Here is a 23,026-nt window from a genome sequence, read left to right as displayed (position 1 = left end):
TCGCAAGAGATGCGATGGATGTCTGATTATTTGTAGTCATAAATTTTAGTCCCCACTTGTTTTTAAGTGGGGACTAAATTAAGGCTTATAGGATGAATTCATAAGGTGTGTTCAGCGGACGCTTACTTATTTTCTTATAGGACGTGCACTTAAACGACAGAGTAGCTCATAACCAATGGTGCCATTGGCTGCGGCAACATCATCAACCAGACGATTTTTACCCCAGAGTTCAACTTCAGTTCCAAGCGGAGCATCCATACCGGTCACATCAATGGCAATCATGTCCATGGCAACGCGGCCAATCACACGGGTCGCTTGACCGTTAATAGATACATAGTTCTGTTTAGGGAAGGCACGAGGGTAGCCATCTCCATAACCAATTGAAACGATAGCGAGGTCCATGTCTTTGTCAGCGGTAAAGGTGGAGCCATAACCGACATGTTCACCTGCTTGAATGTGGTTTAGGGCAATAATTTCAGCCGTAAAAGTCATGACCGGTTTAAGTCCTAAATCATGGACGGATTGATCTGCAAATGGTGATGCACCATAAAGCATGATTCCTGGACGGACAAAATCAAAATGCAGTTCAGGCCATTTATAAATAGCAGCGGAATTACAGCAAGAGCCCATCACGGGCGCACAAGCTTGTTTCACTTGCAGGAACTGATTTTTTTGTTGTTCATTTAAAGGATGGTTGGCATCGGCATTGGCAAAGTGCATGGCCAATACACAAGTAAAACCCTCAGCTTTAAGTGAATTAATTACTTCAATAATTTCGGGTACTTTAAAACCAAGACGGTTCATACCGCTATTCAGCTTGACCCAAACTTTTAATTTTTTACCAATATAAGCTGCTTTATGGGCGCGTAACCAGTCTAACTGTTGCTGATGATGGACCACACATTCAATATTGTTCTCTATCACCACCTGCATTTCATCTTCAGAAAAAATGCCTTCAATGAGGGTAATCGGTTGCTTATAGCCAAGTTCACGAATTTCTAAAGCCTCTTCCAGGCAGGCGACACCAAAAGCATCCGTTTCACCCAAGGCTGCTAAACAGTCTTTGACTCCATGTCCATAAGCATTGGCTTTGACCATACTGACAATTTGAGCAGTCGGTGCAAGTTGTTTGACACGGTTTAAATTATATTGAAGGGCTTCTCTATCAATATAAACTGTTGCTTGGCGCACCCTCGTCACTCCTTGGGATTACAATAAAAAATTACAGCAATTTGTTATATCAAATCGCTTATAAGCTCTACATAAGAATATTATAGATATGCTATTCCTCAGTCTTGAAAATGAGGAACTTAAGCAAAATGGAGAGGGATATTGTAATCCTATGACTGAAAATAAACACTAAGTTAAAGTGTATTTTTCACCAAATATTAAACAGAAAAAATTTATGTAATACGTAGCAGTGATGAATTAAAGCAATGGTACAAGAAAAATAAATTTAAAAAAACGAGGTCAGCACCTCGTTTTTTTATCTTATTCTTCATCATCATATTGAGCGTAGAACTCAGGTGAGAGATTGCTAAAGCGCGTGTATTGACCTTCAAAAGCTAGACGAACCGTACCGATCGGTCCGTTACGCTGCTTGCCGATAATAATCTCGGCAGTACCGGCTTCTTTGGATTCCTTGTTATACACTTCGTCACGGTAAATGAACATGATCAAGTCGGCATCCTGCTCGATCGCACCAGATTCACGTAAGTCGGACATCACCGGACGTTTATTTGGACGGTTTTCCAGTGAGCGGTTCAGCTGAGAAAGTGCAATGACAGGACAGTTCATCTCTTTAGCCAAGGCTTTTAAGCTGCGGGAAATTTCTGAAATCTCGCCGACACGGTTGTCACCCATACCAGGTACTTTCATGAGCTGAAGATAATCGACCATGATGCAGCCAATTTTTCCGCCATGTTGTTTGGCAATACGACGGGCACGGGCACGTAATTCCGTCGGAGGCAGGGCAGAAGAATCATCGATGTACAGATGTTTTTCCTGTAGCTGTAAAATGGTACCGGTGACTTTAGACCATTCATCGCCATCCAGTTTACCGGCACGCAGATGACCCTGATGGACTTTACCGTAAGCAGAAATCAGACGCATGGCAATCGAATCTGCGGGCATCTCCATAGAGAAAACCAGGGCAGGCAAGTCACAGTTAAACAGCACACTTTCCACCAAGTTCATGGCGAAAGTGGTTTTACCCATAGATGGACGTGCAGCCACAATAATCAAATCACCAGCCTGCATACCTGAAGTTTTATTATCCAGTTCCACGAAACCTGATGTTAAACCGGTAATGTTGCCTTCCATTTGGGAAAGTTCATTCAACTTATCAAAAACATCGGCGACTACCGCATTAATCGGTTTTGGGCCTTGGGCCTTGGCATTGTTATTATGCTGTTCAGCAATCGAGAAGATGTTGGTTTCAGCTAGATCCAGAATTTCACTCACGCTACGACCTTTGGTGTCGTAAGCATTCTGTAAAATTTCAGAGCTGACTTTAATCATGCTGCGTAATGTTGAAAATTCTTTAATTTTATTGGCATAAGTTTCCAGGTTATAAAAGCTGGAAGGAGAATCTGCCATTAATTGCATTAAGTATTCTTCGCCACCCACAGCTTCAAGCAGGTTCTGTTTGATCAGCCAGTCATTGACCAATACGGCATCATAAGGCGAGTTTTCCTGGGCTAATTTTTCAATGGCACGGAAAATATATTTATGACGTGTGGCGTAGAAATCGTTTTCACTTAATACATCACCGACTTGCTCAAAAGATTCTGCGACCGTCATCAGCGCGGCAAGAACAGCTTGTTCAATTGCCAAGTTATGCGGAGGTGTACGAAACTCTTTAAGTTGGCCTGACTCATTTGCTTTATTATCTACTTTAACTGAGTTAAGCATAGCGCTGGCATTCGCCTGTGACATATAAAACCCTAATTTTAAATGCAATAAATGAGTAATTTGAAAAAAATGCCGAAGAATAAAAAAGGTATTATCTTCGTATAAACAGATGATACGCGCTCTTAAAAAAAATGCGAATCGAAAATTTCATTTATTTAAGTATCTAAAAACAGTCAAAATAAATGAAGTGAACAAGGTCTATATAAGGGTTAATTCAACTATTTTGACTATTTTTAGAGATAAAAAAAGAGCATGCAAAAGCATGCTCTTTTTCTTGCAAGAAATTACTCAGATACGATAGTAACGAGAACTTCAGCAATAACATCATGATGCAATTGGATTGCGATGTTGAATTCACCAGTGTGACGAAGCGCACCGTTTGGTAAACGAACTTCTGCACGGTCAACTTCAAGACCTGCATTAGTTAAAGCGTCAGCGATGTCACGAGTACCGATAGAACCGAATAGTTTACCTTCGTCACCAGCTTTAGCAGTGATTACGATGTTAACTTCGTTCAATTGGTCAGCACGTGCTTGAGCAGCAGCTAAAACGTCAGCTTCAGCTTTCTCAAGTTCAGCACGACGAGCTTCAAAAGCAGCAGTGTTCGCTTCAGTCGCTGCAACTGCTTTACCCTGAGGGATAAGGAAGTTACGGCCGTAACCAGCTTTAACTGATACTTTATCGCCTAGTTTACCAAGGTTTTTAATGCGTTGTAATAAGATAATATCCACAGCTCAACCTCACTTATGATTGTCAGTGTAAGGGATCAACGCTAAGTAGCGAGCTTGTTTGATAGCAAGCGCCAATTGACGTTGGTAACGAGCTTTAGTACCTGTAATACGGCTAGGAACAATCTTGCCGTTTTCAGTGATGTACTGTTTCAAAGTATCGATATCTTTGTAGTCGATGTACGTAACGTTCTCAGCTGTAAAGCGGCAGAACTTGCGACGACGGTAAAAACGTGCCATGTAATGTTCTCCTTATGCTTCAGCAGAGTCTTGAGCTTGTTGTGCTTCTTCACGTTGAGCTTTACGCGCACGTTTTTCTTCAGCACTCTTAGCAAGTAAAGACTCTTCAGTGATAGCGTGTTCACGACGAATAATAACATTACGAAGGATTGCATCGTTATAACGGAACAATTCTTCTAATTCATTAAGCGTAGCTTGACCACATTCAACGTTCATTAAAATGTAGTGAGCTTTGTGAATTTTGTTAATTGGGTAAGCCAATTGACGACGGCCCCAATCTTCTAAACGGTGAATTTGACCTTCAGCTTCTTTGATGTGAGTTAGGTAACGTTCTACCATACCCACAACTTGATCGCTTTGGTCTGGATGTACCAAAAGTACGATTTCGTAGTGACGCATTGTCAGCTCCTTACGGTTTATACAGCCTCTGCAAATACAAGCAGAGGCAAGGAGTCACAACTAAAGTTGTGTCGCATAAATTGCGAAGCGTGAATTTTAGAGCCTTTGCTGGCTAAATACAAGGTTTGAGGAGAGCAAAAAGCAAAAATACTGAAAATAGTGCTGAGCTAAATTTTGCTTATTATAAGGATGAAAAGGAAATTACTTACTAAAAGTTTGTTATTGAAAATAAGGAAAGTAAACAAAGTATAACGAGAAGGGTGCAAAGTGTATGACATATCTAATTAAAAGATAGAGCAGGACTCTATCTTTTAAAAAAATATGATGGGTAATTGTGGGGCTGTTGAAGTGAAACTAAACAACAGGCTGATGACAGTGATTAATTTGACAGAGAACATGAAATATTGCTTTGCCCATAACTGATCATTTTCAGCTTTAAAGCCCTGAATACTCAAATACACCCAGTACAGACACAAAAGGTTCAGTACGACCACATAAATCCAATTTGTATAACCATAAACAAATAATCCATTCATGGTGATACAGAACAATACAACGTAGATGAGTGACTCAATCTTGGTACGATGAATTGAACGTGCTACAGGTAAAATTGGAATCCCTGCATTTTTGTAATCTTCAAAGCGGTAAACTGCAATTGCCCAAGAGTGAGGCATTTGCCAAAGTGCATACCCAATAAAAATAAGTAAAGCACCCATGTCAAACTGATTTGCAACAGCGGTATAACCAATTACAGGTGGAGCCGCACCGGAAATACTACCGACAATGGTTTGGTGAATGGTTGTCCGTTTTGTCCATAAGCTGTAAAAACCAACATATACAACAAAACCAATAACAGCAAATAAAAAAGCGTACTCATTGACCCAAAACCACAAAATGCTAAAACCAGCGAATCCAAGTACCAGGGAATAAACCAAAGCAACAGGAACGGAAACTGATTTTTTAACCATCGCACGATTTTGCGTACGTTGCATCTTTTGGTCGATGTCTTGGTCAATGATGTTATTGACTACACAACCTGATGCTACAACCAGAGTTGTACCGAGAAGGGTAATGAGAAGAAGAAGGAAATCTACAGAACCTTGGGCAGCTACAAAGTAGCCACCCAAAGTGGTAACGAAGTTACCAAAGAGAATTCCTGGCTTAGTCAGGAATAAATACTTTTTCAGCATGACAACCAGTTTAGATCATCATGTTGTAGTGAAGGTAGTTCATGATCCATACAGAACCAACCAAAAGGATGGCAATGGTCAGAATCGTATAAACGAATGCAATAACGTTCCAGCGTTGCTCTGAAGAAGAGTTCATGTGCAGGAAATAAATTAACTGTACAAGAATCTGAGCAACTGCAGTAATTGCAATCACGGTAATCAAGATACCACGGCCAAAACCACCAGCCATCACCATTCCGAAAGGAATGATGGTCAGGATGATAGATAGGATAAAGCCAACTGTATATTGTTTAACGTTACCGTGTGCTGCACCAGCTGAATTGTGATCGTGACTCATTAGAGAACTCCCATCAAGTAAACTACGCTGAATACACAGATCCAAACGATGTCAAGGAAGTGCCAGAACAAGCTTAAGCATGCAAGACGACGAGTGTTTGGAAGAGTCAAACCATATTTCTTGATTTGAACCATTAACACGATCATCCATACCAAACCAGAAGTTACGTGAATACCGTGTGTACCTACCAGCGTAAAGAACGAAGATAAGAATGCACTTGTGCTAGGGCCATGACCTGCATGAACTAAATGATTGAACTCATATAATTCCATGCCGATGAACGAAGCACCAAATACCCAAGTAATTGCAAGCCAAGTAAGAACTTTAGATACGTCTTTTTTGTAGGCAGCAAGAACAGCAAAGCCGAACGTTACAGACGAAATCAAGAGGGCGAATGTTTCAGTTAATACGAAACTGAGAGATTCACCAAAAAGATCTCGTGCACTTGGAGTACCAACTGGAACGTGACTGCTTAATACAGCAAACGCGATGAAGAGTGTACCGAATAGGATCAAGTCACTCATCAAGTAAGACCAGAAACCAAAGACCGTGATGTCAGTATCATCGTGATGATGATGTTCATCGTGTCCGTGGTTATCGTGATGAAGTACTTCAGCCATAGTCTTAGTCCTTCTTCAAGTGTTTTTCAAGTTGTGCATAACGTTCGTTTTCGATGCGTTCAACTTCAGCAGCTGGAACATAGTAATCCACTTTCTTGGTGAAAGAAGACACGATGAAGCTAATGATCGCAGAAACGAATGTAATCGCTACTAACCACCAGATGTGCCAGATTAAAGCAAAGCCCATAACAGTAATGAACATCGCGATAACAAAACCAGCCGCACGGTTGGTTGGCATATGAATGTCTTCATACTTGGTTGGTTTAGTGTATGCAATACCGTTTTCTTTGTCAGTCCAGAAAGTATCAATACCGTTGATCTTTGGAAGATAGGCAAAGTTATAGAACGGCGCTGGAGAAGAAGTAGACCATTCAAGCGTACGGCCATCCCAAATATCGCCAGTAACGTCCATGTTTTTCTCGCGTTGCAAGAAACCCACCACGATTTGCATAACGAAACATGCAATACCCAGTGCAATAAGAACTGCACCAACTAAAGCAATATTTACATATGGATCCCATTCAGGGTTGTCAAATGTATTCAAACGACGAGTCATACCCATGAAACCAAGGATATAAAGTGGCATGAACGCAAAATAGAAACCGATGAACCAGAACCAGAATGCAGCTTTACCCCAAGCTTCATTTAACTGCCAGCCAAACATTTTTGGCCAGTAGAAGATGATACCTGCGAACATCGCAAACACTACACCACCAATAATTACGTTATGGAAGTGAGCGATAAGGAATAAAGAGTTGTGTACTAGGAAGTCCGCTGGTGGAACTGCCATCAATACGCCTGTTAAACCACCGATACCGAAAGTCACAAGGAAGCCAAGTGTCCAAAGCATTGGTGTTGTATAGGTAATGCGGCCCTTATACATGGTGAATAACCAAGAGAAGATTTTCACACCAGTCGGGATCGCAATAATCATGGTCATGATACCGAAGAACGCGTTAACGTTGGCACCTGCACCCATGGTAAAGAAGTGGTGAACCCAAACAACAAGTGATAAAACACCAATTGCTACAGTAGCGTACACCATTGATTTGTAACCGAACAAAGCTTTGCGGCAGAATACGGCAGTAACTTCCGAGTAAATACCAAAAGCTGGTAATACCAAGATATATACTTCCGGGTGACCCCAAGTCCAGATCAAGTTTACATATAACATTGGGCTACCACCCAAGTCATTTGTAAAGAAGTGGAAGTCAAAGTAACGGTCAAGTGACAACATTGCAATAGTCGCAGTTAATACTGGGAATGTCGCAATGATAAGTACAACAGTAACTAAAGATGTCCAGGTAAAAATAGGCATATCCATAAGGGTCATGCCAGGCGCGCGCATTTTAATGATGGTAACGAAGAAGTTAACACCAGTTAAAAGTGTACCCAAGCCTGAAATCTGCAGTGCCCAAATGTAGTAGTCTACACCTACGCCAGGAGAATATTCGATACCTGATAGAGGAGGATAAGCCATCCAACCTGTTGCAGCGAATTCACCTAAAGCAAGAGAAGCCATTACCAGACCAGCAGCGCCAGCGAATAGCCAGAAGCTTAAAGAGTTTAATAGCGGGAAGGCAACATCACGTGCACCGATTTGAAGTGGTACAGAAATGTTCATCAAACCAACCACAAGACCCATCGCTACGAAGAAGATCATGATTACGCCATGCGCAGTAAAGATCTGATCGTAATGTTCTGGGTGCAAGTAACCTTCACCACCACCTTTTGCAAGGAACTGTTGAAGACGCATCATGATCGCATCGGCAAAACCACGCAGAAGCATGACAATCGACACAATGATATACATGATACCAATTTTTTTATGGTCTACAGATGTGAACCATTCGTTCCACAAATAGCCCCATTTTTTGAAATAGGTGATACCTGCAAACAGTGCAAGACCGCCTAGGACCATCATGGCAACTGTCACCAGCACGATTGGATCGTGAGGGATTGCATCCGGACCTAACTTACCTAAGAAGCTCATGTCTTATTCCTCTACAGAAGCAGTCGCATGTTCAACATTTGCATGAGCTTCAGAAGCAGCAGCTTCATGACCAGCAGTTGCCGAGTGATCAGCACCGTGGTAATTACTCATGTATTTGTTAATCACAGATTCGAACAGTTTAGGTTCTACTGAAGAATAATAAGTCACTGGGTGTGGCTTAGTCGGATAAGGCTTCAACGCTTCAGCAGCAGCCTTCTCTTCAGGAGTTTGCGCTTTCGCAACGATTGCTTCGATTTGGTGCTTAGAGCGGTTACCGTCACGTAAGGTTGCAAATTCAGCTTGATCTAAAACTGTTTTTTGAACAGCTTGAGGATTAATGGTATTACCATTACCCGCTTTAACTGCAGCAACCCATTCAGCAAACTGAGCATCAGTCACAGAGTGTGCACGGAAACGCATTTGCGAGAAACCATAACCTGAATAGTTAGAAGAGAAACCGCGGAAGCCTTCAGCAGGACTGGTTTCATTTGCCAAGAAGTTCAGGTGAGTTTGCATACCCGCCATAGCATAAATCTGACCAGACAATGCAGGGATGAAGAACGAGTTCATTGTGAAGTTAGAAGTTAAACGCAGGCTAACCGGAGTTTTTTCTGGGAAACGAATTTCGTTAACAGTCGCAATGTTTTGTTCTGGATAGATAAAAATCCATTTAAACTGTTCAGCAATAACCTGAACATTTAAAGGTGCTTTATCTGATTCTAGCGGACGGTATGGGTCATACTTGTGGGAACCCCACCAAGTTAACCAAGCTAAAATACCAATAATAATAACAGGAACACCCCAGACTACAATTTCAATTGCAGTAGAGTGTGCCCATGTAGGTTTATAGTCTGCATCTTTATTCGACGCGCGATATTTCCATCCGAACCATAATGCCATAATCGCTGATGGAATAACCACCAATAGCATTAAGTAAATCGCAGTCAACATGAGGTTTGATTGACCTTCAGCAACTGGACCTTTGGAGTTCAGAAGTACTAAATCACCACCACACCCAGTCAAGAGTGCAGCCATCGCAGATAAAGACAATACAGCTAAAATTGTTTGTCTCATTTTACAACCTCGGTGAAGAGTCCCATTCCCTAATTTAATATGGGATAGCGATTAAAGTGTCGCATGATTGGAAATGTTTATTTTTCACTTAGAAAATCCAAGCACAGTAAAGCCTTCCCAATCATGAGGCACCGCTACGTTGTAGGGCATTATGCCTGATATCGACAAACTAAGCTATATGTAAAGTGGCTTTAAATATCTGTTATAAAAACTGATTTTTTTACTCGGAATTAAGCTTTTATTATATGAATTTTATTTTAATATCAATATTCTGCGGAAAAACAGGGATATAAAAACAATCCCTGTCTAATTATATGCTTATTGTTTAACCACTTTGGTTTTGGCTAACTTATCATGTAAGGTCTGGCGCTTTTCGCCCAGTGCAAAAACATGATCAATAATTGTAATAAATGGCATAAATAGCAAATTTAAAACGATAAAAATAAAGCTACGTAAAGTGAAAGCACGCATCAGGCTGACTTTTTCACCATTATCGGCATCTACAATTTTAATTTTGGTCAGTTTTTTACCGATGCTTTGCCCGGATTTTGCCAACATAAATGCCTGTATACCTAGCATAATAATGAGGTAAATAAACATGGTCTGCCAGGCTTCAGAAGGTATAAGGGTAAATAATTCCTGTTGCAATTGCATGGCTTGAGTGGAAGTCTCGGCCGATTGCATTTTTTGCTGAATCTCGGATAACTGGTTAAATTGCTCCGGTTTTAGGAAAAATGACGGAATTGCGGCTGCAGGTAGCCAGAGTAGCAAGTCAATGATTTTTGCCAAAATACGGGTTGGAATTGCAGCCAACTCCTGTCGGGCAGTTGCTTTTTTTTCCACCTGAACTTTACGAATAGCTGAATTCTGTACAGGGCTAGGTTCTGGAAAAGCCGCAGGTGCGATATAGCCTTCAGGTGTATATACAAGTTTACCTTGGGTTAATTCACCTAAAGCCTTCCATTCGGTCATACCTTGATGCCAGGCCAAATCTGTTAGCAGCACTTGTTGGCTAGCGAGCATTTGATTAAGCTGCTCTAAGGTGTAAGGACCGGCTTGTTGATTATTTCTCGCCAAGTAAATTTGCATAAAACTCAATTCTCAAAATAAATCTAAAATACAAAAAATCGCAGAAGAAAAAAAAGACCCACGAATGGGTCTTTTTTAACATGTTTTATTACGCTTGTTGAGCTTTTTCTTCTGCAAGGAAGAACCAAGTGTCTAAAACGGAGTCCGGGTTTAAAGAAACAGACTCAATACCTTGTTCCATCAACCATTTAGCCAGGTCAGGGTGATCAGAAGGGCCTTGACCACAAATACCTACATATTTGCCTGCTTTACGGCATGCATGGATTGCCATAGAGAGAAGTGCTTTAACCGCTGGGTCACGTTCATCAAACAGGTGAGAAACGATACCAGAGTCACGGTCTAAACCAAGCGTTAACTGAGTCAGGTCGTTAGAACCGATAGAGAAACCATCGAAGTGCTCAAGGAACTGTTCAGCTAACAATGCGTTGGTTGGTAATTCACACATCATGATCACTTTCAGACCATTCTCGCCACGTTTCAGACCATTCAATGCCAATAATTCAATGACACGTTTCGCTTCGTTTACTGTACGTACGAATGGAATCATGATTTGAATGTTGGTTAAGCCCATTTCGTCACGAACTTTTTTCAATGCACGGCATTCAAGTTCGAAGCAGTCACGGAAGTTGTCAGAAACGTAGCGGCTTGCACCACGGAAACCAAGCATTGGGTTTTCTTCTTCTGGTTCGTATAACTTACCACCGATCAGGTTGGCATATTCGTTTGACTTAAAGTCAGACATACGCACGATCACTGGTTTGTCAGCGAATGCAGCAGCAAGGGTAGAAATACCTTCAACCAGTTTCTCTACATAGAACTCGATTGGAGAAGCGTAACCTGCAGTACGTGCCATTACAGCAGCGCGAGTTTCGCGTGGAAGGCTGTCAATGTTGAGTAATGCTTTAGGATGCACGCCAATCATACGGTTGATGATGAATTCAAGACGTGCCAGACCAATACCTGCGTTTGGAATTTGTGCGAAGTCAAATGCACGGTCAGGGTTACCTACGTTCATCATGACTTTAAATGGAAGCGCAGGCATAGATTCGATAGAGTTACGTTGAACTTCGAAATCTAAAGCACCTTCATAGATAAAGCCTGTGTCACCTTCAGCACAAGAAACAGTTACTTCTTGACCATCGGTCAGAACTTCGGTTGCGTTACCACAACCTACAATCGCTGGAACACCAAGTTCACGTGCAATGATGGCAGCGTGACAGGTACGGCCACCACGGTTGGTGACAATAGCAGCAGCACGTTTCATCACTGGTTCCCAATCCGGGTCAGTCATGTCAGATACGAGTACGTCACCGTCTTGTACTTTATCCATTTCTTTAATCGAAGTGACGATGCGGACTTTACCAGAACCGATACGTTGACCAATTGAACGGCCTTCACAAACCACAGTACCTTTTTGTTTAAGCAGGTAGCGTTCCATGGTGCCGACATTTTCACGGCTTTTTACGGTTTCTGGACGTGCCTGAACGATATAAAGCTGACCGTCATCACCATCTTTGGCCCATTCGATGTCCATTGGGGCACCGTAATGTTCTTCAATGATCAAGGCTTGTTTTGCAAGTTCTTGCAGCTCATGATCATTTAAGGCAAATTGTTGACGCTCTTGTTTTTCAACGTCGACGACAACGACAGATTTACCTGCTGCACCTTCTTCACCATAAATCATTTTTTGGTGTTTAGAGCCCAAGTTGCGACGCAGGATAGAATGCTTGCCATTTTTAAGAAGTGGTTTAGAAATATAAAATTCGTCAGGGTTAACAGCACCTTGAACGACCATTTCACCCAAGCCATAAGAAGCGGTAATAAATACTGCATCACGGAAACCAGATTCTGTATCCAGTGTGAACATTACACCAGCAGCACCAGTTTCAGAGCGGACCATACGTTGCACGCCAGCCGACAACGCTACGATGTCGTGAGCAAAGTTTTGGTGTACACGGTAAGAAATTGCGCGATCGTTGTAAAGTGAAGCAAATACTTCCTTAATGGCTACAAGAACGTTGTCGATGCCACGGATGTTCAGGAAAGTTTCTTGTTGTCCTGCAAATGATGCATCTGGCAAGTCTTCTGCTGTTGCAGATGAACGAACGGCAACCGCGATGTCAGGGTTGCCGTTTGAAAGAGCAGCGAAAGATTCGCGAATTTCCTTTTCAAGTTCTGCTGTAAGCGGAGTTTCGACAATCCATTGACGGATTTTTGCGCCAGTTTCTGCTAGAGCTTTTACGTCATCAACATTAAGCGCTGCAAGCTCGGCGTTGATTTTAGCGTTTAGGCCACTTTGCTCGAGAAATTCACGATACGCAGCAGCTGTGGTTGCAAAACCACCCGGTACTGATACACCAGCATTAGACAAATGGCTGATCATTTCACCCAGTGATGAGTTTTTCCCACCAACGAGTTCAACGTCGTGTTTCCCTAATTTTTCTAGACCAATTACGCGCGCTTCCAAAGTTGTTACTCCACTTATGCAGTATTAATCACTATCTTGGCATGAAATTATAACAAATCGCCCAGCTTTTTGATTTACTCGGCGACAGTCATGTAAGATCGGTTTACTATAAAGATTTTACAGCACTTAGACAAATATTTAAGGAGAATTTTAATGTCAGAAGGTAAACAGATTAAACGCAGTGTGTTTTTTATCTCCGATGGGACTGCAATTACTGCTGAAACCCTTGGACACTCACTGTTAGCACAGTTTCCTCATGTAGATTTTGACATTCATATTATTCCTTATATCAGTTCCGAAGAAGCTGCGATGAATGTGGTAGCTGAAATCAACCAGCGTGCCGATCAAGATGGGCAACAACCTTTGGTGTTTGATACCTTGGTAGACCCGTATGTGCGTGATATTATCAATACTGCAAACGCAGTAAATCTTGATGTTTTTGAAGGTCTTATTGGTAAATTGTCTGAGGTTTTAGGTACTGCGCCTACAACTTTAGTCGGACAAACCCATGCTGTAACCGATTCTGAGTCATATAAAGCACGTATTGATGCAGTGCATTTTGCCCTAGATAACGATGATGGCGCACGCACACGTCATTATGACAAAGCCGATCTGATCCTGATTGGGGTTTCCCGTTCCGGTAAAACACCGACTTCAATTTATCTTTCATTACAGTTTGGAATTCGTGTGGCGAACTATCCGCTGACCGAAGAAGACCTGGATGACAACCGTTTACCTGCGGTGTTAAAGGCACACAAGCATAAGCTATTTGGCTTAATGATTGATGCTGAACGACTTGTAGCGATTCGTAGCGAACGTAAAGCCAATAGCCGTTATGCAAGTTTTAATCAATGCCAAATGGAACTGCGTGCCGTAGAAGGCATTTATATTTCAGAAGGCATTAAATATCTGAATGTTTCTGAAATGTCGATTGAGGAAATTTCAACCCGTGTTTTACAGATGACAGGTTTAAAACGTCGTATTGGCTAATTTAAAAATGGAGTTAAATTCAGATTTAACTCCATTTCTATAATCGAAAATATAGAGCGTAATTATATGAATAAAGTATTAAAAATAAATAAAATAACTCTTGTTTTTGCTTGGTTTAGTCTGATAAATGCGCATGTTTTTGCACAATCTGTGGCTGATTTTGAAACCCAAATGATCAAACAATATGATCAAAGGCGTTTAGCAGACATTTATGAGAGTGAGGGTGTTAATCAGGAGGTGGCTGTAAAAGTAGTCGATTTTATTCAGAGTCATCCACAAAGTTTCCACTATAATTTTAAAAATCTAGCCAGCAAAAACATGATTTCTATACATTATAGCCCTGATCAAAAGCTGAAATTTTATACATTTGATATTTCAGCTGGCGGTACGATGCGGGAATTCGAATCTTATGTGCAATTTAAACAGGGCAATAAAGTTGTTACTCAGGCGGTGAATGATGGAGGATTTATACGATCCATTCAGCAAACTGAGCTGAATAAAGCACCCACTTATTTTATTTCAAGTACCTATATTGGCAGCAGTTGTGTAGGGACCTATGCTATTCAGGCAGCGCAAATTAGAAATTCGAAATATCAAGCTGTCGAGGTATTTAAAATCGGAACGAAAGTACGGAACCATATTGATGTCAGTTATGATTGTCATTATTATCCAGAAAATATCCAGCCTTTTGATATGAATCGGCACTATATTCGTGTTTCCAAAAATCTTAAAAACATCGATATTTTAGTCATTAAGCCATCAGGTGAATTAACTTCTAATTATTTGCGTTATCAAAAGGCTAAACATTATTATCAATATATTGGCATAGTAAAATAAAATGCATAAGAGCGGCTGATATGTCTGTTTTTATGTTGAAACATCAAGAGGTAGTAATAATGACATCTACTAAATGTTCAACACCTTCCATGCTTTGTACTGCATTTTCAGTAATTTTTACCACAGGCCAGGTAATCAGCTTGCAGTTATCCTGTTGCAGCGCAGTGTAATAACGATCCGATTTGAGAAAAACCTTATTCCCAGATGCCGAATTGGGCATTAGCTGGCGTTTTAACCAGGTATCTTGAACTTGGGAATCCAGATAGCGAATAGCCAGTAATGATTTGACGCGGGTGTTAAATAAACGACGATTCTTGATAATCAAAGGATGCGAAAGCAGTTTGTGAATGCCTTTTTCAGTTTGAGGTAAAATAAAAAGTGGTGTAATTTGAAATACTTTTACAAATTTTGCGGTATTGCATATCTGTTCCAGATGCATAACTGTCATCTGGTTGCCCCCAACAATAGCCACATTTAAATTAGTGAAATCAAAGTTGTTAATGTCTTCAGAAGCGACGATTTTCCCCTGAAATTTCTGGAAAAAATCGGGTGAATTTTGAAAGAATCCATCCAGTGGATTCTTTTTCTTGTTGACCATTTTTATATCCTTTTTTATTTTTACTTTTGTTGCAGTTTGTTCTGTACTTCCTAGGTATATCCAAGATGGAACTTTGGGTAAAGATTTTTCTGGAATCTTGTCAGTCATCGCCATCATTGCATCGGCAGGAATATGAAACCATTTTTTTAGGTCTGTTGAAGCCATTATGTACACCTCTAAAATCATGGTTTAATGACAAGTGTATGAAAAAGCCGGACAATGTAATTTGCTTAAGTACTTAAAGTGAGATGAGCATTTTTGTTAATTGTCTAGTGTGTTTATTTGTTGAAATAATTTATTTAAATATTTGATATTTATAATTTAATTAATATGGTTTCTGGTCGGGTTGTATCCTTAAAATGGATTATTCTTTATAGAGAGATGCCTCGAACACAAGTTCGTAAATGTTATCCAGTCTTATTGCTAAAAATAGATCAGATGATGAACTGAATGGGGCAGTTGTGATAAAAAAATAGCACCTCAAGCAGATGCTATTTACGATTTTAAAAGGATTAAGCGTTTTTGATATTCATCAATAATTCAAAGTTTTCAAGACGTTTATCTGTGTCATAGATATCACAGGTAAAGATAAATTCATCGACATTATACTTTTCTAACAGGTTTTCTAAACCAGCTTTAACCGTTTCAGGTGAGCCAATTTGTGCCATGGCATAGAAACTGTCAACCGACATTTTTTCTGCAGGTGACCAGATTTCATCAATATTTTCGATTGGTGGTTTCAACTTGCCGCGTTGGTTGCGGAACATTGAAATAATACGCTGATATGGTGATGTTGCTAAATATTGCGCTTCTTCATCTGTCTGAGCGATTACCGTTGGAACACCCATTGAAACATAAGGCCGATCCAGGTATTCCGAGGGTTCAAAGTTCTCTCTATATAGCTTGATCGCCTGATCGAGCATTCGCGGTGCAAAATGGGAGGCAAATGAATAGGGTAGACCCAACTTTGCGGCTAGTTGTGCGCTAAACAAACTTGAACCGAGTAACCAGACCGGAACATGGGTACTTTGACCTGGAGTTGCCACAATGCGTTGCTGTGGTAGTGGATCTTTAAAGTATTGCAGAATTTCCAGTACATCTTGTGGGAATTGATCTTCAGTTTCCTGACGGCCACGACGCAGTGCACGCATTGTATTTTGATCCGTACCCGGTGCACGACCAAGACCAAGTTCAATACGGTTTGGATAGAGTGTTGCCAAAGTACCAAATTGCTCTGCAACTATTAAAGGGGCATGGTTCGGTAGCATGATGCCGCCTGAGCCGACTTTTAAAGTTCGAGTATTTGCCAATAAATAACTTAAGAGAACAGCAGTTGCTGAACTGGCGATGCCGGACATATTGTGATGCTCAGCGAGCCATAAGCGTTTATAACCTAATTTTTCGGCATGTTGAGCCAAAGTAAGTGCATGATGTAATGAAGATAGAATGCTTTTATTTTCACGAACAGGAACTAGGTCCAGAATTGAAAATTGGGTATCTTTTAAAGAACGCATTGGTTTTCTCTAATATCAGGGCTAAGAAAAGCATACGCTGCCTACTTGAACTTGTATATCGTTTTTTTTCGATATATGGGCGATGCTTGTGATTTGGCTTGTAGCAAGCATAAAAAAGCACCCGAAGGTGCTTTAAGGCAATTTGTATTGCGATGAATTAACGTTTACCGTTTTTGTACCAACCTAAATGACGACCATTGTCGTGGCGGTCACTGTAACGATAACTGTTATAACGGCGATCATAGCGGTCATCATAACGACGCTCATCACGATCATAGCGACGTTCATCACGGTCATCGTAGCGACGGTCTTCGCTTACTTTTTTACCCAGTACCGAACCACCTGCAGCACCTAATCCGGCACCGATATAACCGCCACTAGTACCCCCCATATTTTTACCTACGGTATAGCCACCAGCACCGCCCAGAGCACTACCGATCACGGCACCAGTACGGTCACGTTTGTTGGAAGCAACACCGGCACCGGCTCCAGCACCAATCGCTGAACCAATCATTGCACCTGTGGTACCACCCATCTGTTTACCCACGGCGGCACCTACAACACCGCCCAGAGCAGAAGTTAAGGCTGTATTTGTTGTATTGCCTGCATTGGCTGTAGTCATGGTTAAAGCAGATGAAGTCACTACAGCAGCAAGAATGATGGAATTAAATTTCATGGCAAACTCCTTTTGGAAGCTTTTGTTATATCTTGAGTTAAATGTAATGAAAGATGTAGAAATGATCATGGGTGAGTTGTTTATCATTTGTATTTTTATCTTTCAGATTTATCCATAATTAATAACGGATCATTATGATAAAAAATCTAAAAAGCACCTTCAGGTGCTTTTTAGTTCTGTCCTAGCATCATCTATTAACGATGGCTACGATAATATCTTTTAGAATGTTTTTTGTATTTGCGTTGATCAGCACGACGGTCTTCTGAAACTTTTTTACCCAGTACCGAACCACCTGCAGCACCTAGTGCAGAGCCGATATAGCCACCAGTAGAACCACCGACATTTTTACCTACGGCATAACCACCAACACCGCCTAGACCACCACCGATAGCAGCACCAGTACGATTACGTCGGTCTGCAGAAACTGCAGCACCACCCGCACCACCGATAGCAGAGCCAATCATTGCACCGGTATTGCCGCCCATCTGTTTACCAATTGCAGTACCTGCTACGCTACCTAATGCGGATGTTGCCGCAATACGAGTAGAGTTGTCTGCATGAGCAGTAACAGTAAACATTGATGCAGCCGCCATTGTTGCGCTGAGTAATAATGCATTCAGTTTCATAGTTAACTCCATGTCCAAAATGAACGTTATAGGTAAGTTATTTCGATGTCGGCAAATGTAACAAAAATTTTTTCCAACAATGTGGAGAGGTTCAACTAGAGTTGTGGCGTTTAGTGTCTGCTTTGTAAAGTTATATTAACAATATTCAAAAGTGCTCATAAAATGCACATTTATAAGGCAAATATGAATAAAACTGGTATCAATACAGTTTTTATCTTAAAAAAATCCCTTTCTATATGTGGGTTTGTCCCCACAATATCTATGTCATTTAACCCTTAGAATCGTTACACTAGGTACAATTTTTTTGCGCTGCTCCATGTCATCTAAGGCATGGAGATAGCCTTTGTATTGAGATATTGAGCAAAATGAAAGAATCGTTACGTTTACGATTAGATCAACTTTCTGACCGTCACGAAGAATTAAACGCATTGCTTGCCGACGTTGAAGTGATTTCAGATAACAAACGCTTCCGTCAATTGTCACGTGAACATAGTGACCTATCCGAAATCACCGAGGTCTGGACTAAATTCCGTCAGGCAGAAGAAGATATAGAAACTGCTGAAGCCATGTTGAGCGATCCTGATTTTAAGGAAATGGCTCAGGAAGAGATCAAAGACAATAAGGCGCTGCTGGAACAACTGGAAGCAGACCTCAATATCTTGATGATTCCGAAAGATCCAAACGATGCCAACTCGGCTTATCTGGAAATTCGTGCCGGAACTGGTGGCGATGAAGCGGCGATTTTCTCGGGCGATTTATTCCGCATGTATAGCAAATATGCTGAAACGCAGGGCTGGCGTCTGGAAATCCTGTCTGAAAATGAAGGTGAACACGGCGGTTATAAAGAAGTCATCTGCCTGATTAATGGTGAAGGGGTGTATGGTCGCCTGAAATTTGAAAGTGGCGCGCACCGTGTACAACGTGTACCTGCAACCGAATCACAAGGGCGTGTGCATACTTCAGCATGTACGGTTGCCATTTTGCCTGAGGTGGATGTGGATACTTCGGTAGACATTAACCCGGCAGATTTGCGTATTGATACTTATCGTGCATCAGGCGCGGGCGGTCAGCACATTAACAAAACCGATTCGGCAGTGCGTATTACCCATATTCCAACCGGTACAGTGGTTGAATGTCAGGATGAACGTTCACAGCATAAGAACAAAGCTAAAGCGATGGCACTTTTGGTTTCACGTCTGGAAAATGCCAAACGTGCGGCGGCAGATGCGGCAACTTCGGAAATGCGCCGTGACTTGGTTGGTTCCGGTGACCGTTCGGAACGTATCCGTACTTATAACTATCCGCAAGGTCGTATGACTGATCACCGTATCAACCTGACTTTATATAAGCTGGATGCCGTGATGGAAGGTGACTTGACCGAATTGCTCGACAGTTTGCATCGCGAATATCAGGCAGACCAGCTGGCACTTCTTGCACAGCAGAATGGTGGCTAATGAATATTGCACAGGCTTTGGCCTTACGTGGTGATGCAGAAAGCTATGAACGCCAAGAAAATGCGTGGTTACTTGAGCACATTACCAAAATTGATGCTTTTGATTTGCCATTGAAAAAAAATCTGGAATTAACAGCAGAGCAAGAACAGGCATATCGTAATGGCTTGGCACGTATTGCAGCAGGTGAACCTCTGGCTTATGTCACGGGGTCACAGCCATTCTGGACACTGGATTTAAAAGTCACCAAAGACACCTTGGTGCCACGTCCAGACACAGAAGTACTGGTCGAAACGGTACTGAAACTCGACTTGCCTGAAGATGCCCGAATTGTCGATTTAGGCACCGGAACGGGAGCCATTGCTTTATCTCTTGCCAGTGAACGTCCGGATTGGTCTATTACGGCAACCGATATTTATGCACCGACTCTAGACGTTGCTCAGTTTAATGCTGAAAAGCATGATCTTGAGCATGTGCGTTTTGTTTGTGGTTCCTGGTTTAAACCTCTGGGCCGTGAATTCTTTGATGTCATTGTTTCCAATCCGCCGTATATCGATGCAGATGATATCCATATGCAGGATTTGGCGACTGAACCGGAGCGGGCTTTGGTAGCAGACAAACATGGTCTGGCAGATTTGGAGCAGATTATCCAGCAGGGCAAAAAGCATTTAACCGTCAATGGCTGGGTGGTGTTGGAACATGGTTATGATCAGGGCGATGCTGTGCGGCATATCTTTACTCAAGCCGGGTATAAGCAAGTGCGTACGGTAAAAGACTATGGTGGTAATGACCGTGTCACTTTGGGGCAATGGCCACATTAATCTTAAAAAAGATAAAAAATAAAGCGCATCATGCGCTTTATTTTTTGACTACATCCCGCCAGCGTAACAGCCATTTTTCAGCAATTTTCATTAAGCTATCCGTCATTTTGCCTAAAATCGCCAATAAAATAATTGCAATAATGACAATATCAGGTCGAGAGGTTTCCCGTCCATCACTAAGCAAATAACCAATCCCTTGAGTGGCCGCAATCAGTTCAGCAGCAATCATAAACATCCAGGACAAGCTCAGGCTGTTGCGTAAACCGGTTAAAATACCCGGGGATGCTGCCGGAAGTACAATCTCCTTGATCTGTTGCAGGTATTTCAGACGGTAGACTTGCGCCACTTCAATCAGCTTGCGGTCTACGCCCTGAATCGCGGCAACGGTATTGGTATAGGTCGGGAAAAATGCGCCGATGGCAATCAGGGTGATTTTGGAGGTTTCATCGATGCCTAACCACAGCAGTAACAGGGGAATCCATGCTAGACTTGGAATCGACTTAATCGCTGAAAAAGAAGGTTCTAAAAATTCTTCAGCTTGCTTGTTTAAACCGACCAAAAGGGCGAAAACCAGCGCAAGTCCGCTACCAATAAAGAAGCCTATAAATACCCGCCAGGTACTGGTCCAGATATGTAGCCACAAATCACCTGTAGACAGTTCTAATAACGATTGCCATAAACTGCTGGGTGCGGGGAGCAGGTAGGGTGCTATAAAATCGTTTCTAACCAAAATTTCACACAGGATCAACGCAAGTACAGGGATGACCAGCCCCTTCAGCTTGCTTAATAATTTAAGCAAGCCAGGCGCTGGGACTCTATCCATTTCAGGTTGAACCGGTGCCTTATTCGTTGTTACAGACGAATTCATTATCTATTTACAACCTTGTTTGCATATTTCGCATCAAACAGTTGATCAATCACCTGATTGACATTAGTGCCTTTACGAACTAAATCCTCTTCAGTCAAAATAGTTCCTGATTTTTTCAATGCATTGAGATGTTTTACAGTCGGGATGTTTTGCTCAAAATTGGTACGGCTGAGTTGCAGTTTGGCTACAGCAATAGGCAATTTCGATTCACGTGCCAGCAATTCGGCCAGTTTGGCTGGATTGGCTTTGGCCCATTTACGTGCCTGTTCATAAGCTTTAATCACCGCTTCGATGGCTTCCGGGCTTTGGCTGGCAAATTGCTCCCTGGTACTTAATACGCTGTAACTATTAAAACCAACATTTCGATACAGCAGTTTTGCACCTGACTGGACTTGTGCAGAGGCCATTAGCGGATCTAAACCGGCCCAGGCATCGACTTGTCCACGTTCCAGTGCCGTTTTACCATCTGGATGCTGCAAGTGTACAAGCTGAACATCCTTTTTATTCAAGCCTGCTGTTTCCAGTGCCTGTAAGGTAAACAGGAAAGGGTCTGTACCTTTGGTGGCCGCAATTTTTTTTCCTTTTAAATCTTTTAGGTTTTTAATGGGAGAATTTTTTGCAACCAATAAGGCTGTCCATTCAGGCTGACTCTGAATGTAAACGGTTTTAATTGGACTGCCATTGGCACGGCTGAGTACGGCTGCCAAACCGGCCGTTGAGGAAAAATCTACACTGCCACTATTTAAATATTCGAGTGAACGGTTACTCCCTTGACTAAACACCCATTTAATCTGGGTTTTAGGTAAAGCTTTTTCCAAAAGTTTTTGTTCCTTCACCACCAAACTGGTCGGAGCATAATAGGCATAATCCAGCTTTAGCGTATCAGGTAGGGCTGCCAGGCTATATTGACTGACCAAGCCGAATGTGATCGCTGTGAGTATTTTCGTTTTGAAACCAGAATTTTGCATATAAGTCCCGATAGAATGATTTGAATGAGATGCAGCAAATACTGCCAGTAACTTAAGGGATAAGACAAAAAAGTAATTTTTATAAAATTATCTTAATTATGGATATATTGAATTTTGTGAAATAAGTTTTTGAATTTTAATGAATTTATTTTATTCATTTAAATATTTTGTACTTTATATCAAAAAGTTACATCAGCATGAATAAAAGTAAAATATGAAACAATTAAGAAAAATGAGATTTTGTAATTTTAATGTAATTGCTATGTAATTACATAGATAGTTGCGTTTAGCGATTGCTGAAAACAAAAATTTAAAGGAAATAGTCAAACTATGTTTTTAAATGGTAATGCAAGCTGCCAACAGGATTTGATGAGTAATTCAGATCTGTCTGGTGCAGCATAAGAGAGGTAAGTAGAAAGAATATGTGGTCAGATCTACTATTGGGGCGTGATATAAAATCAAACAAATTAAATTGATTTAAAAAAAGCGACTCACTGGGGCATTGCTGTCCCACAATTTTTCACAAGAGGAAGCTCATTTGAGCTTCCTCTTGTTTTATGGGTATTTTATCGGGTGAAAATAAAGCTTTTAAAGTTCTTCTTTCAAACAAATTCACTTGAATTATTC

Annotated in this window: 22 protein-coding genes; 4 read left to right on the top strand and 18 right to left on the bottom strand. The window is 41.4% G+C overall.

The features are described 5' to 3' along the window. Positions 1 to 126: 126 nt before the first annotated feature. The 12 genes from alr to ppsA form a co-directional block, all read right to left on the bottom strand. Positions 127 to 1,191, bottom strand: coding sequence for an alanine racemase (gene alr, locus FTU91_RS11350; protein WP_180082209.1), 1,065 nt, complete (start codon positions 1,189 to 1,191; stop codon positions 127 to 129). A 300-nt stretch (positions 1,192 to 1,491) separates the two neighbouring features. Continuing rightward, complete coding sequence (gene dnaB / locus FTU91_RS11345) at positions 1,492 to 2,937, bottom strand: replicative DNA helicase (RefSeq protein WP_086197265.1); 1,446 nt, start codon at positions 2,935 to 2,937, stop codon at positions 1,492 to 1,494. Positions 2,938 to 3,197: 260 nt separating this feature from the next. Beyond that, positions 3,198 to 3,644, bottom strand: coding sequence for a 50S ribosomal protein L9 (gene rplI / locus FTU91_RS11340; RefSeq protein ID WP_086197266.1), 447 nt, complete (start codon positions 3,642 to 3,644; stop codon positions 3,198 to 3,200). 9 nt (positions 3,645 to 3,653) lie between these two features. Further along, a complete protein-coding gene (gene rpsR / locus FTU91_RS11335) occupies positions 3,654 to 3,881 on the bottom strand; it encodes a 30S ribosomal protein S18 (RefSeq protein ID WP_004719336.1) in 228 nt (75 codons plus the stop codon). A gap of 12 nt (positions 3,882 to 3,893) precedes the next feature. Next, positions 3,894 to 4,280, bottom strand: coding sequence for a 30S ribosomal protein S6 (rpsF, locus tag FTU91_RS11330; protein WP_086197267.1), 387 nt, complete (start codon positions 4,278 to 4,280; stop codon positions 3,894 to 3,896). 311 nt (positions 4,281 to 4,591) lie between these two features. Further along, complete coding sequence (gene cyoE, locus FTU91_RS11325) at positions 4,592 to 5,470, bottom strand: heme o synthase (protein ID WP_180082208.1); 879 nt, start codon at positions 5,468 to 5,470, stop codon at positions 4,592 to 4,594. A gap of 10 nt (positions 5,471 to 5,480) precedes the next feature. Beyond that, positions 5,481 to 5,807: a cytochrome o ubiquinol oxidase subunit IV gene (locus FTU91_RS11320; RefSeq protein WP_086197269.1), complete on the bottom strand. Its 327-nt coding sequence runs from the start codon at positions 5,805 to 5,807 to the stop codon at positions 5,481 to 5,483. Beyond that, positions 5,807 to 6,427 (bottom strand): cytochrome o ubiquinol oxidase subunit III, encoded by a 621-nt coding sequence (gene cyoC / locus FTU91_RS11315; RefSeq protein ID WP_086197270.1) that lies wholly within the window; start codon positions 6,425 to 6,427, stop codon positions 5,807 to 5,809. The genes FTU91_RS11320 and cyoC overlap by 1 nt, the downstream gene beginning before the upstream one ends. 4 nt (positions 6,428 to 6,431) lie before the next feature. After that, positions 6,432 to 8,420 (bottom strand): cytochrome o ubiquinol oxidase subunit I, encoded by a 1,989-nt coding sequence (gene cyoB / locus FTU91_RS11310; RefSeq protein ID WP_180082207.1) that lies wholly within the window; start codon positions 8,418 to 8,420, stop codon positions 6,432 to 6,434. 3 nt (positions 8,421 to 8,423) lie between these two features. Further along, the gene (gene cyoA, locus FTU91_RS11305; protein ID WP_180082206.1) at positions 8,424 to 9,494 is read right to left on the bottom strand and encodes a ubiquinol oxidase subunit II; all 1,071 of its coding nucleotides are present in this window, start codon (positions 9,492 to 9,494) and stop codon (positions 8,424 to 8,426) included. Between the two features lie 318 nt (positions 9,495 to 9,812). Next, positions 9,813 to 10,583 (bottom strand): RDD family protein, encoded by a 771-nt coding sequence (locus FTU91_RS11300; RefSeq protein ID WP_131274772.1) that lies wholly within the window; start codon positions 10,581 to 10,583, stop codon positions 9,813 to 9,815. A gap of 88 nt (positions 10,584 to 10,671) precedes the next feature. Beyond that, complete coding sequence (ppsA, locus tag FTU91_RS11295) at positions 10,672 to 13,050, bottom strand: phosphoenolpyruvate synthase (protein WP_086197274.1); 2,379 nt, start codon at positions 13,048 to 13,050, stop codon at positions 10,672 to 10,674. A 153-nt stretch (positions 13,051 to 13,203) separates the two neighbouring features. Between ppsA and FTU91_RS11290 the strand changes: the two genes are divergently transcribed. Then, positions 13,204 to 14,040, top strand: coding sequence for a pyruvate, water dikinase regulatory protein (locus tag FTU91_RS11290; protein ID WP_086197275.1), 837 nt, complete (start codon positions 13,204 to 13,206; stop codon positions 14,038 to 14,040). 66 nt (positions 14,041 to 14,106) lie between these two features. Then, on the top strand, positions 14,107 to 14,877 hold the full coding sequence (locus FTU91_RS11285; protein WP_180082205.1) for a hypothetical protein: 771 nt from the start codon (positions 14,107 to 14,109) through the stop codon (positions 14,875 to 14,877). 43 nt (positions 14,878 to 14,920) lie between these two features. On the opposite strand, the gene FTU91_RS11280 is transcribed toward FTU91_RS11285, so the two are convergent. From FTU91_RS11280 to FTU91_RS11265, 4 genes are all read right to left on the bottom strand, one after another. Continuing rightward, complete coding sequence (locus FTU91_RS11280) at positions 14,921 to 15,475, bottom strand: flavoprotein (RefSeq protein WP_180082210.1); 555 nt, start codon at positions 15,473 to 15,475, stop codon at positions 14,921 to 14,923. 512 nt (positions 15,476 to 15,987) lie between these two features. Then, the gene (locus FTU91_RS11275) at positions 15,988 to 16,989 is read right to left on the bottom strand and encodes an LLM class flavin-dependent oxidoreductase (protein ID WP_180082204.1); all 1,002 of its coding nucleotides are present in this window, start codon (positions 16,987 to 16,989) and stop codon (positions 15,988 to 15,990) included. A gap of 157 nt (positions 16,990 to 17,146) precedes the next feature. Then, positions 17,147 to 17,665 carry a glycine zipper domain-containing protein gene (locus FTU91_RS11270; RefSeq protein ID WP_180082203.1) on the bottom strand — a complete coding sequence of 173 codons (519 nt, stop codon included), beginning with the start codon at positions 17,663 to 17,665 and terminating at the stop codon, positions 17,147 to 17,149. A gap of 194 nt (positions 17,666 to 17,859) precedes the next feature. Next, complete coding sequence (locus FTU91_RS11265) at positions 17,860 to 18,291, bottom strand: hypothetical protein (RefSeq protein WP_086197280.1); 432 nt, start codon at positions 18,289 to 18,291, stop codon at positions 17,860 to 17,862. A 365-nt stretch (positions 18,292 to 18,656) separates the two neighbouring features. Between FTU91_RS11265 and prfA the strand changes: the two genes are divergently transcribed. Further along, positions 18,657 to 19,745 (top strand): peptide chain release factor 1, encoded by a 1,089-nt coding sequence (gene prfA, locus FTU91_RS11260; protein ID WP_180082202.1) that lies wholly within the window; start codon positions 18,657 to 18,659, stop codon positions 19,743 to 19,745. After that, a complete protein-coding gene (gene prmC / locus FTU91_RS11255) occupies positions 19,745 to 20,563 on the top strand; it encodes a peptide chain release factor N(5)-glutamine methyltransferase (RefSeq protein WP_180082201.1) in 819 nt (272 codons plus the stop codon). Before prfA ends, prmC begins: the two co-directional genes overlap by 1 nt. 37 nt (positions 20,564 to 20,600) lie before the next feature. Here prmC and FTU91_RS11250 read toward each other — a convergent pair whose 3' ends face one another. Both FTU91_RS11250 and FTU91_RS11245 read right to left on the bottom strand, forming a co-directional pair. Beyond that, complete coding sequence (locus tag FTU91_RS11250) at positions 20,601 to 21,386, bottom strand: ABC transporter permease (RefSeq protein ID WP_257221719.1); 786 nt, start codon at positions 21,384 to 21,386, stop codon at positions 20,601 to 20,603. A gap of 44 nt (positions 21,387 to 21,430) precedes the next feature. Beyond that, positions 21,431 to 22,399, bottom strand: coding sequence for an aliphatic sulfonate ABC transporter substrate-binding protein (locus FTU91_RS11245; RefSeq protein WP_180082199.1), 969 nt, complete (start codon positions 22,397 to 22,399; stop codon positions 21,431 to 21,433). Between the last annotated feature and the right edge of the window lie 627 nt (positions 22,400 to 23,026).

The sequence above is a fragment of the Acinetobacter sp. YH12201 genome, from assembly GCF_013418145.1.
In the GTDB taxonomy this organism is placed as follows: domain Bacteria; phylum Pseudomonadota; class Gammaproteobacteria; order Pseudomonadales; family Moraxellaceae; genus Acinetobacter.
This window is presented reverse-complemented; position numbering and strand designations above follow the sequence as displayed.

Excerpts from the sequence above, each read along its gene's own strand:
- dnaB (WP_086197265.1), bottom strand. The coding sequence starts at position 2,937 with ATGTCACAGGCGAATGCCAGCGCTATGCTTAACTCAGTTAAAGTAGAT.
- rpsR (WP_004719336.1), bottom strand. The coding sequence starts at position 3,881 with ATGGCACGTTTTTACCGTCGTCGCAAGTTCTGCCGCTTTACAGCTGAG.
- rpsF (WP_086197267.1), bottom strand. The coding sequence starts at position 4,280 with ATGCGTCACTACGAAATCGTACTTTTGGTACATCCAGACCAAAGCGAT.
- cyoE (WP_180082208.1), bottom strand. The coding sequence starts at position 5,470 with ATGCTGAAAAAGTATTTATTCCTGACTAAGCCAGGAATTCTCTTTGGT.
- FTU91_RS11320 (WP_086197269.1), bottom strand. The coding sequence starts at position 5,807 with ATGAGTCACGATCACAATTCAGCTGGTGCAGCACACGGTAACGTTAAA.
- cyoC (WP_086197270.1), bottom strand. The coding sequence starts at position 6,427 with ATGGCTGAAGTACTTCATCACGATAACCACGGACACGATGAACATCAT.
- cyoB (WP_180082207.1), bottom strand. The coding sequence starts at position 8,420 with ATGAGCTTCTTAGGTAAGTTAGGTCCGGATGCAATCCCTCACGATCCA.
- cyoA (WP_180082206.1), bottom strand. The coding sequence starts at position 9,494 with ATGAGACAAACAATTTTAGCTGTATTGTCTTTATCTGCGATGGCTGCA.
- FTU91_RS11300 (WP_131274772.1), bottom strand. The coding sequence starts at position 10,583 with ATGCAAATTTACTTGGCGAGAAATAATCAACAAGCCGGTCCTTACACC.
- FTU91_RS11290 (WP_086197275.1), top strand. The coding sequence starts at position 13,204 with ATGTCAGAAGGTAAACAGATTAAACGCAGTGTGTTTTTTATCTCCGAT.
- FTU91_RS11285 (WP_180082205.1), top strand. The coding sequence starts at position 14,107 with ATGAATAAAGTATTAAAAATAAATAAAATAACTCTTGTTTTTGCTTGG.
- FTU91_RS11280 (WP_180082210.1), bottom strand. The coding sequence starts at position 15,475 with ATGGTCAACAAGAAAAAGAATCCACTGGATGGATTCTTTCAAAATTCA.
- FTU91_RS11275 (WP_180082204.1), bottom strand. The coding sequence starts at position 16,989 with ATGCGTTCTTTAAAAGATACCCAATTTTCAATTCTGGACCTAGTTCCT.
- FTU91_RS11270 (WP_180082203.1), bottom strand. The coding sequence starts at position 17,665 with ATGAAATTTAATTCCATCATTCTTGCTGCTGTAGTGACTTCATCTGCT.
- FTU91_RS11265 (WP_086197280.1), bottom strand. The coding sequence starts at position 18,291 with ATGAAACTGAATGCATTATTACTCAGCGCAACAATGGCGGCTGCATCA.
- prfA (WP_180082202.1), top strand. The coding sequence starts at position 18,657 with ATGAAAGAATCGTTACGTTTACGATTAGATCAACTTTCTGACCGTCAC.
- prmC (WP_180082201.1), top strand. The coding sequence starts at position 19,745 with ATGAATATTGCACAGGCTTTGGCCTTACGTGGTGATGCAGAAAGCTAT.
- FTU91_RS11250 (WP_257221719.1), bottom strand. The coding sequence starts at position 21,386 with ATGGATAGAGTCCCAGCGCCTGGCTTGCTTAAATTATTAAGCAAGCTG.
- FTU91_RS11245 (WP_180082199.1), bottom strand. The coding sequence starts at position 22,399 with ATGCAAAATTCTGGTTTCAAAACGAAAATACTCACAGCGATCACATTC.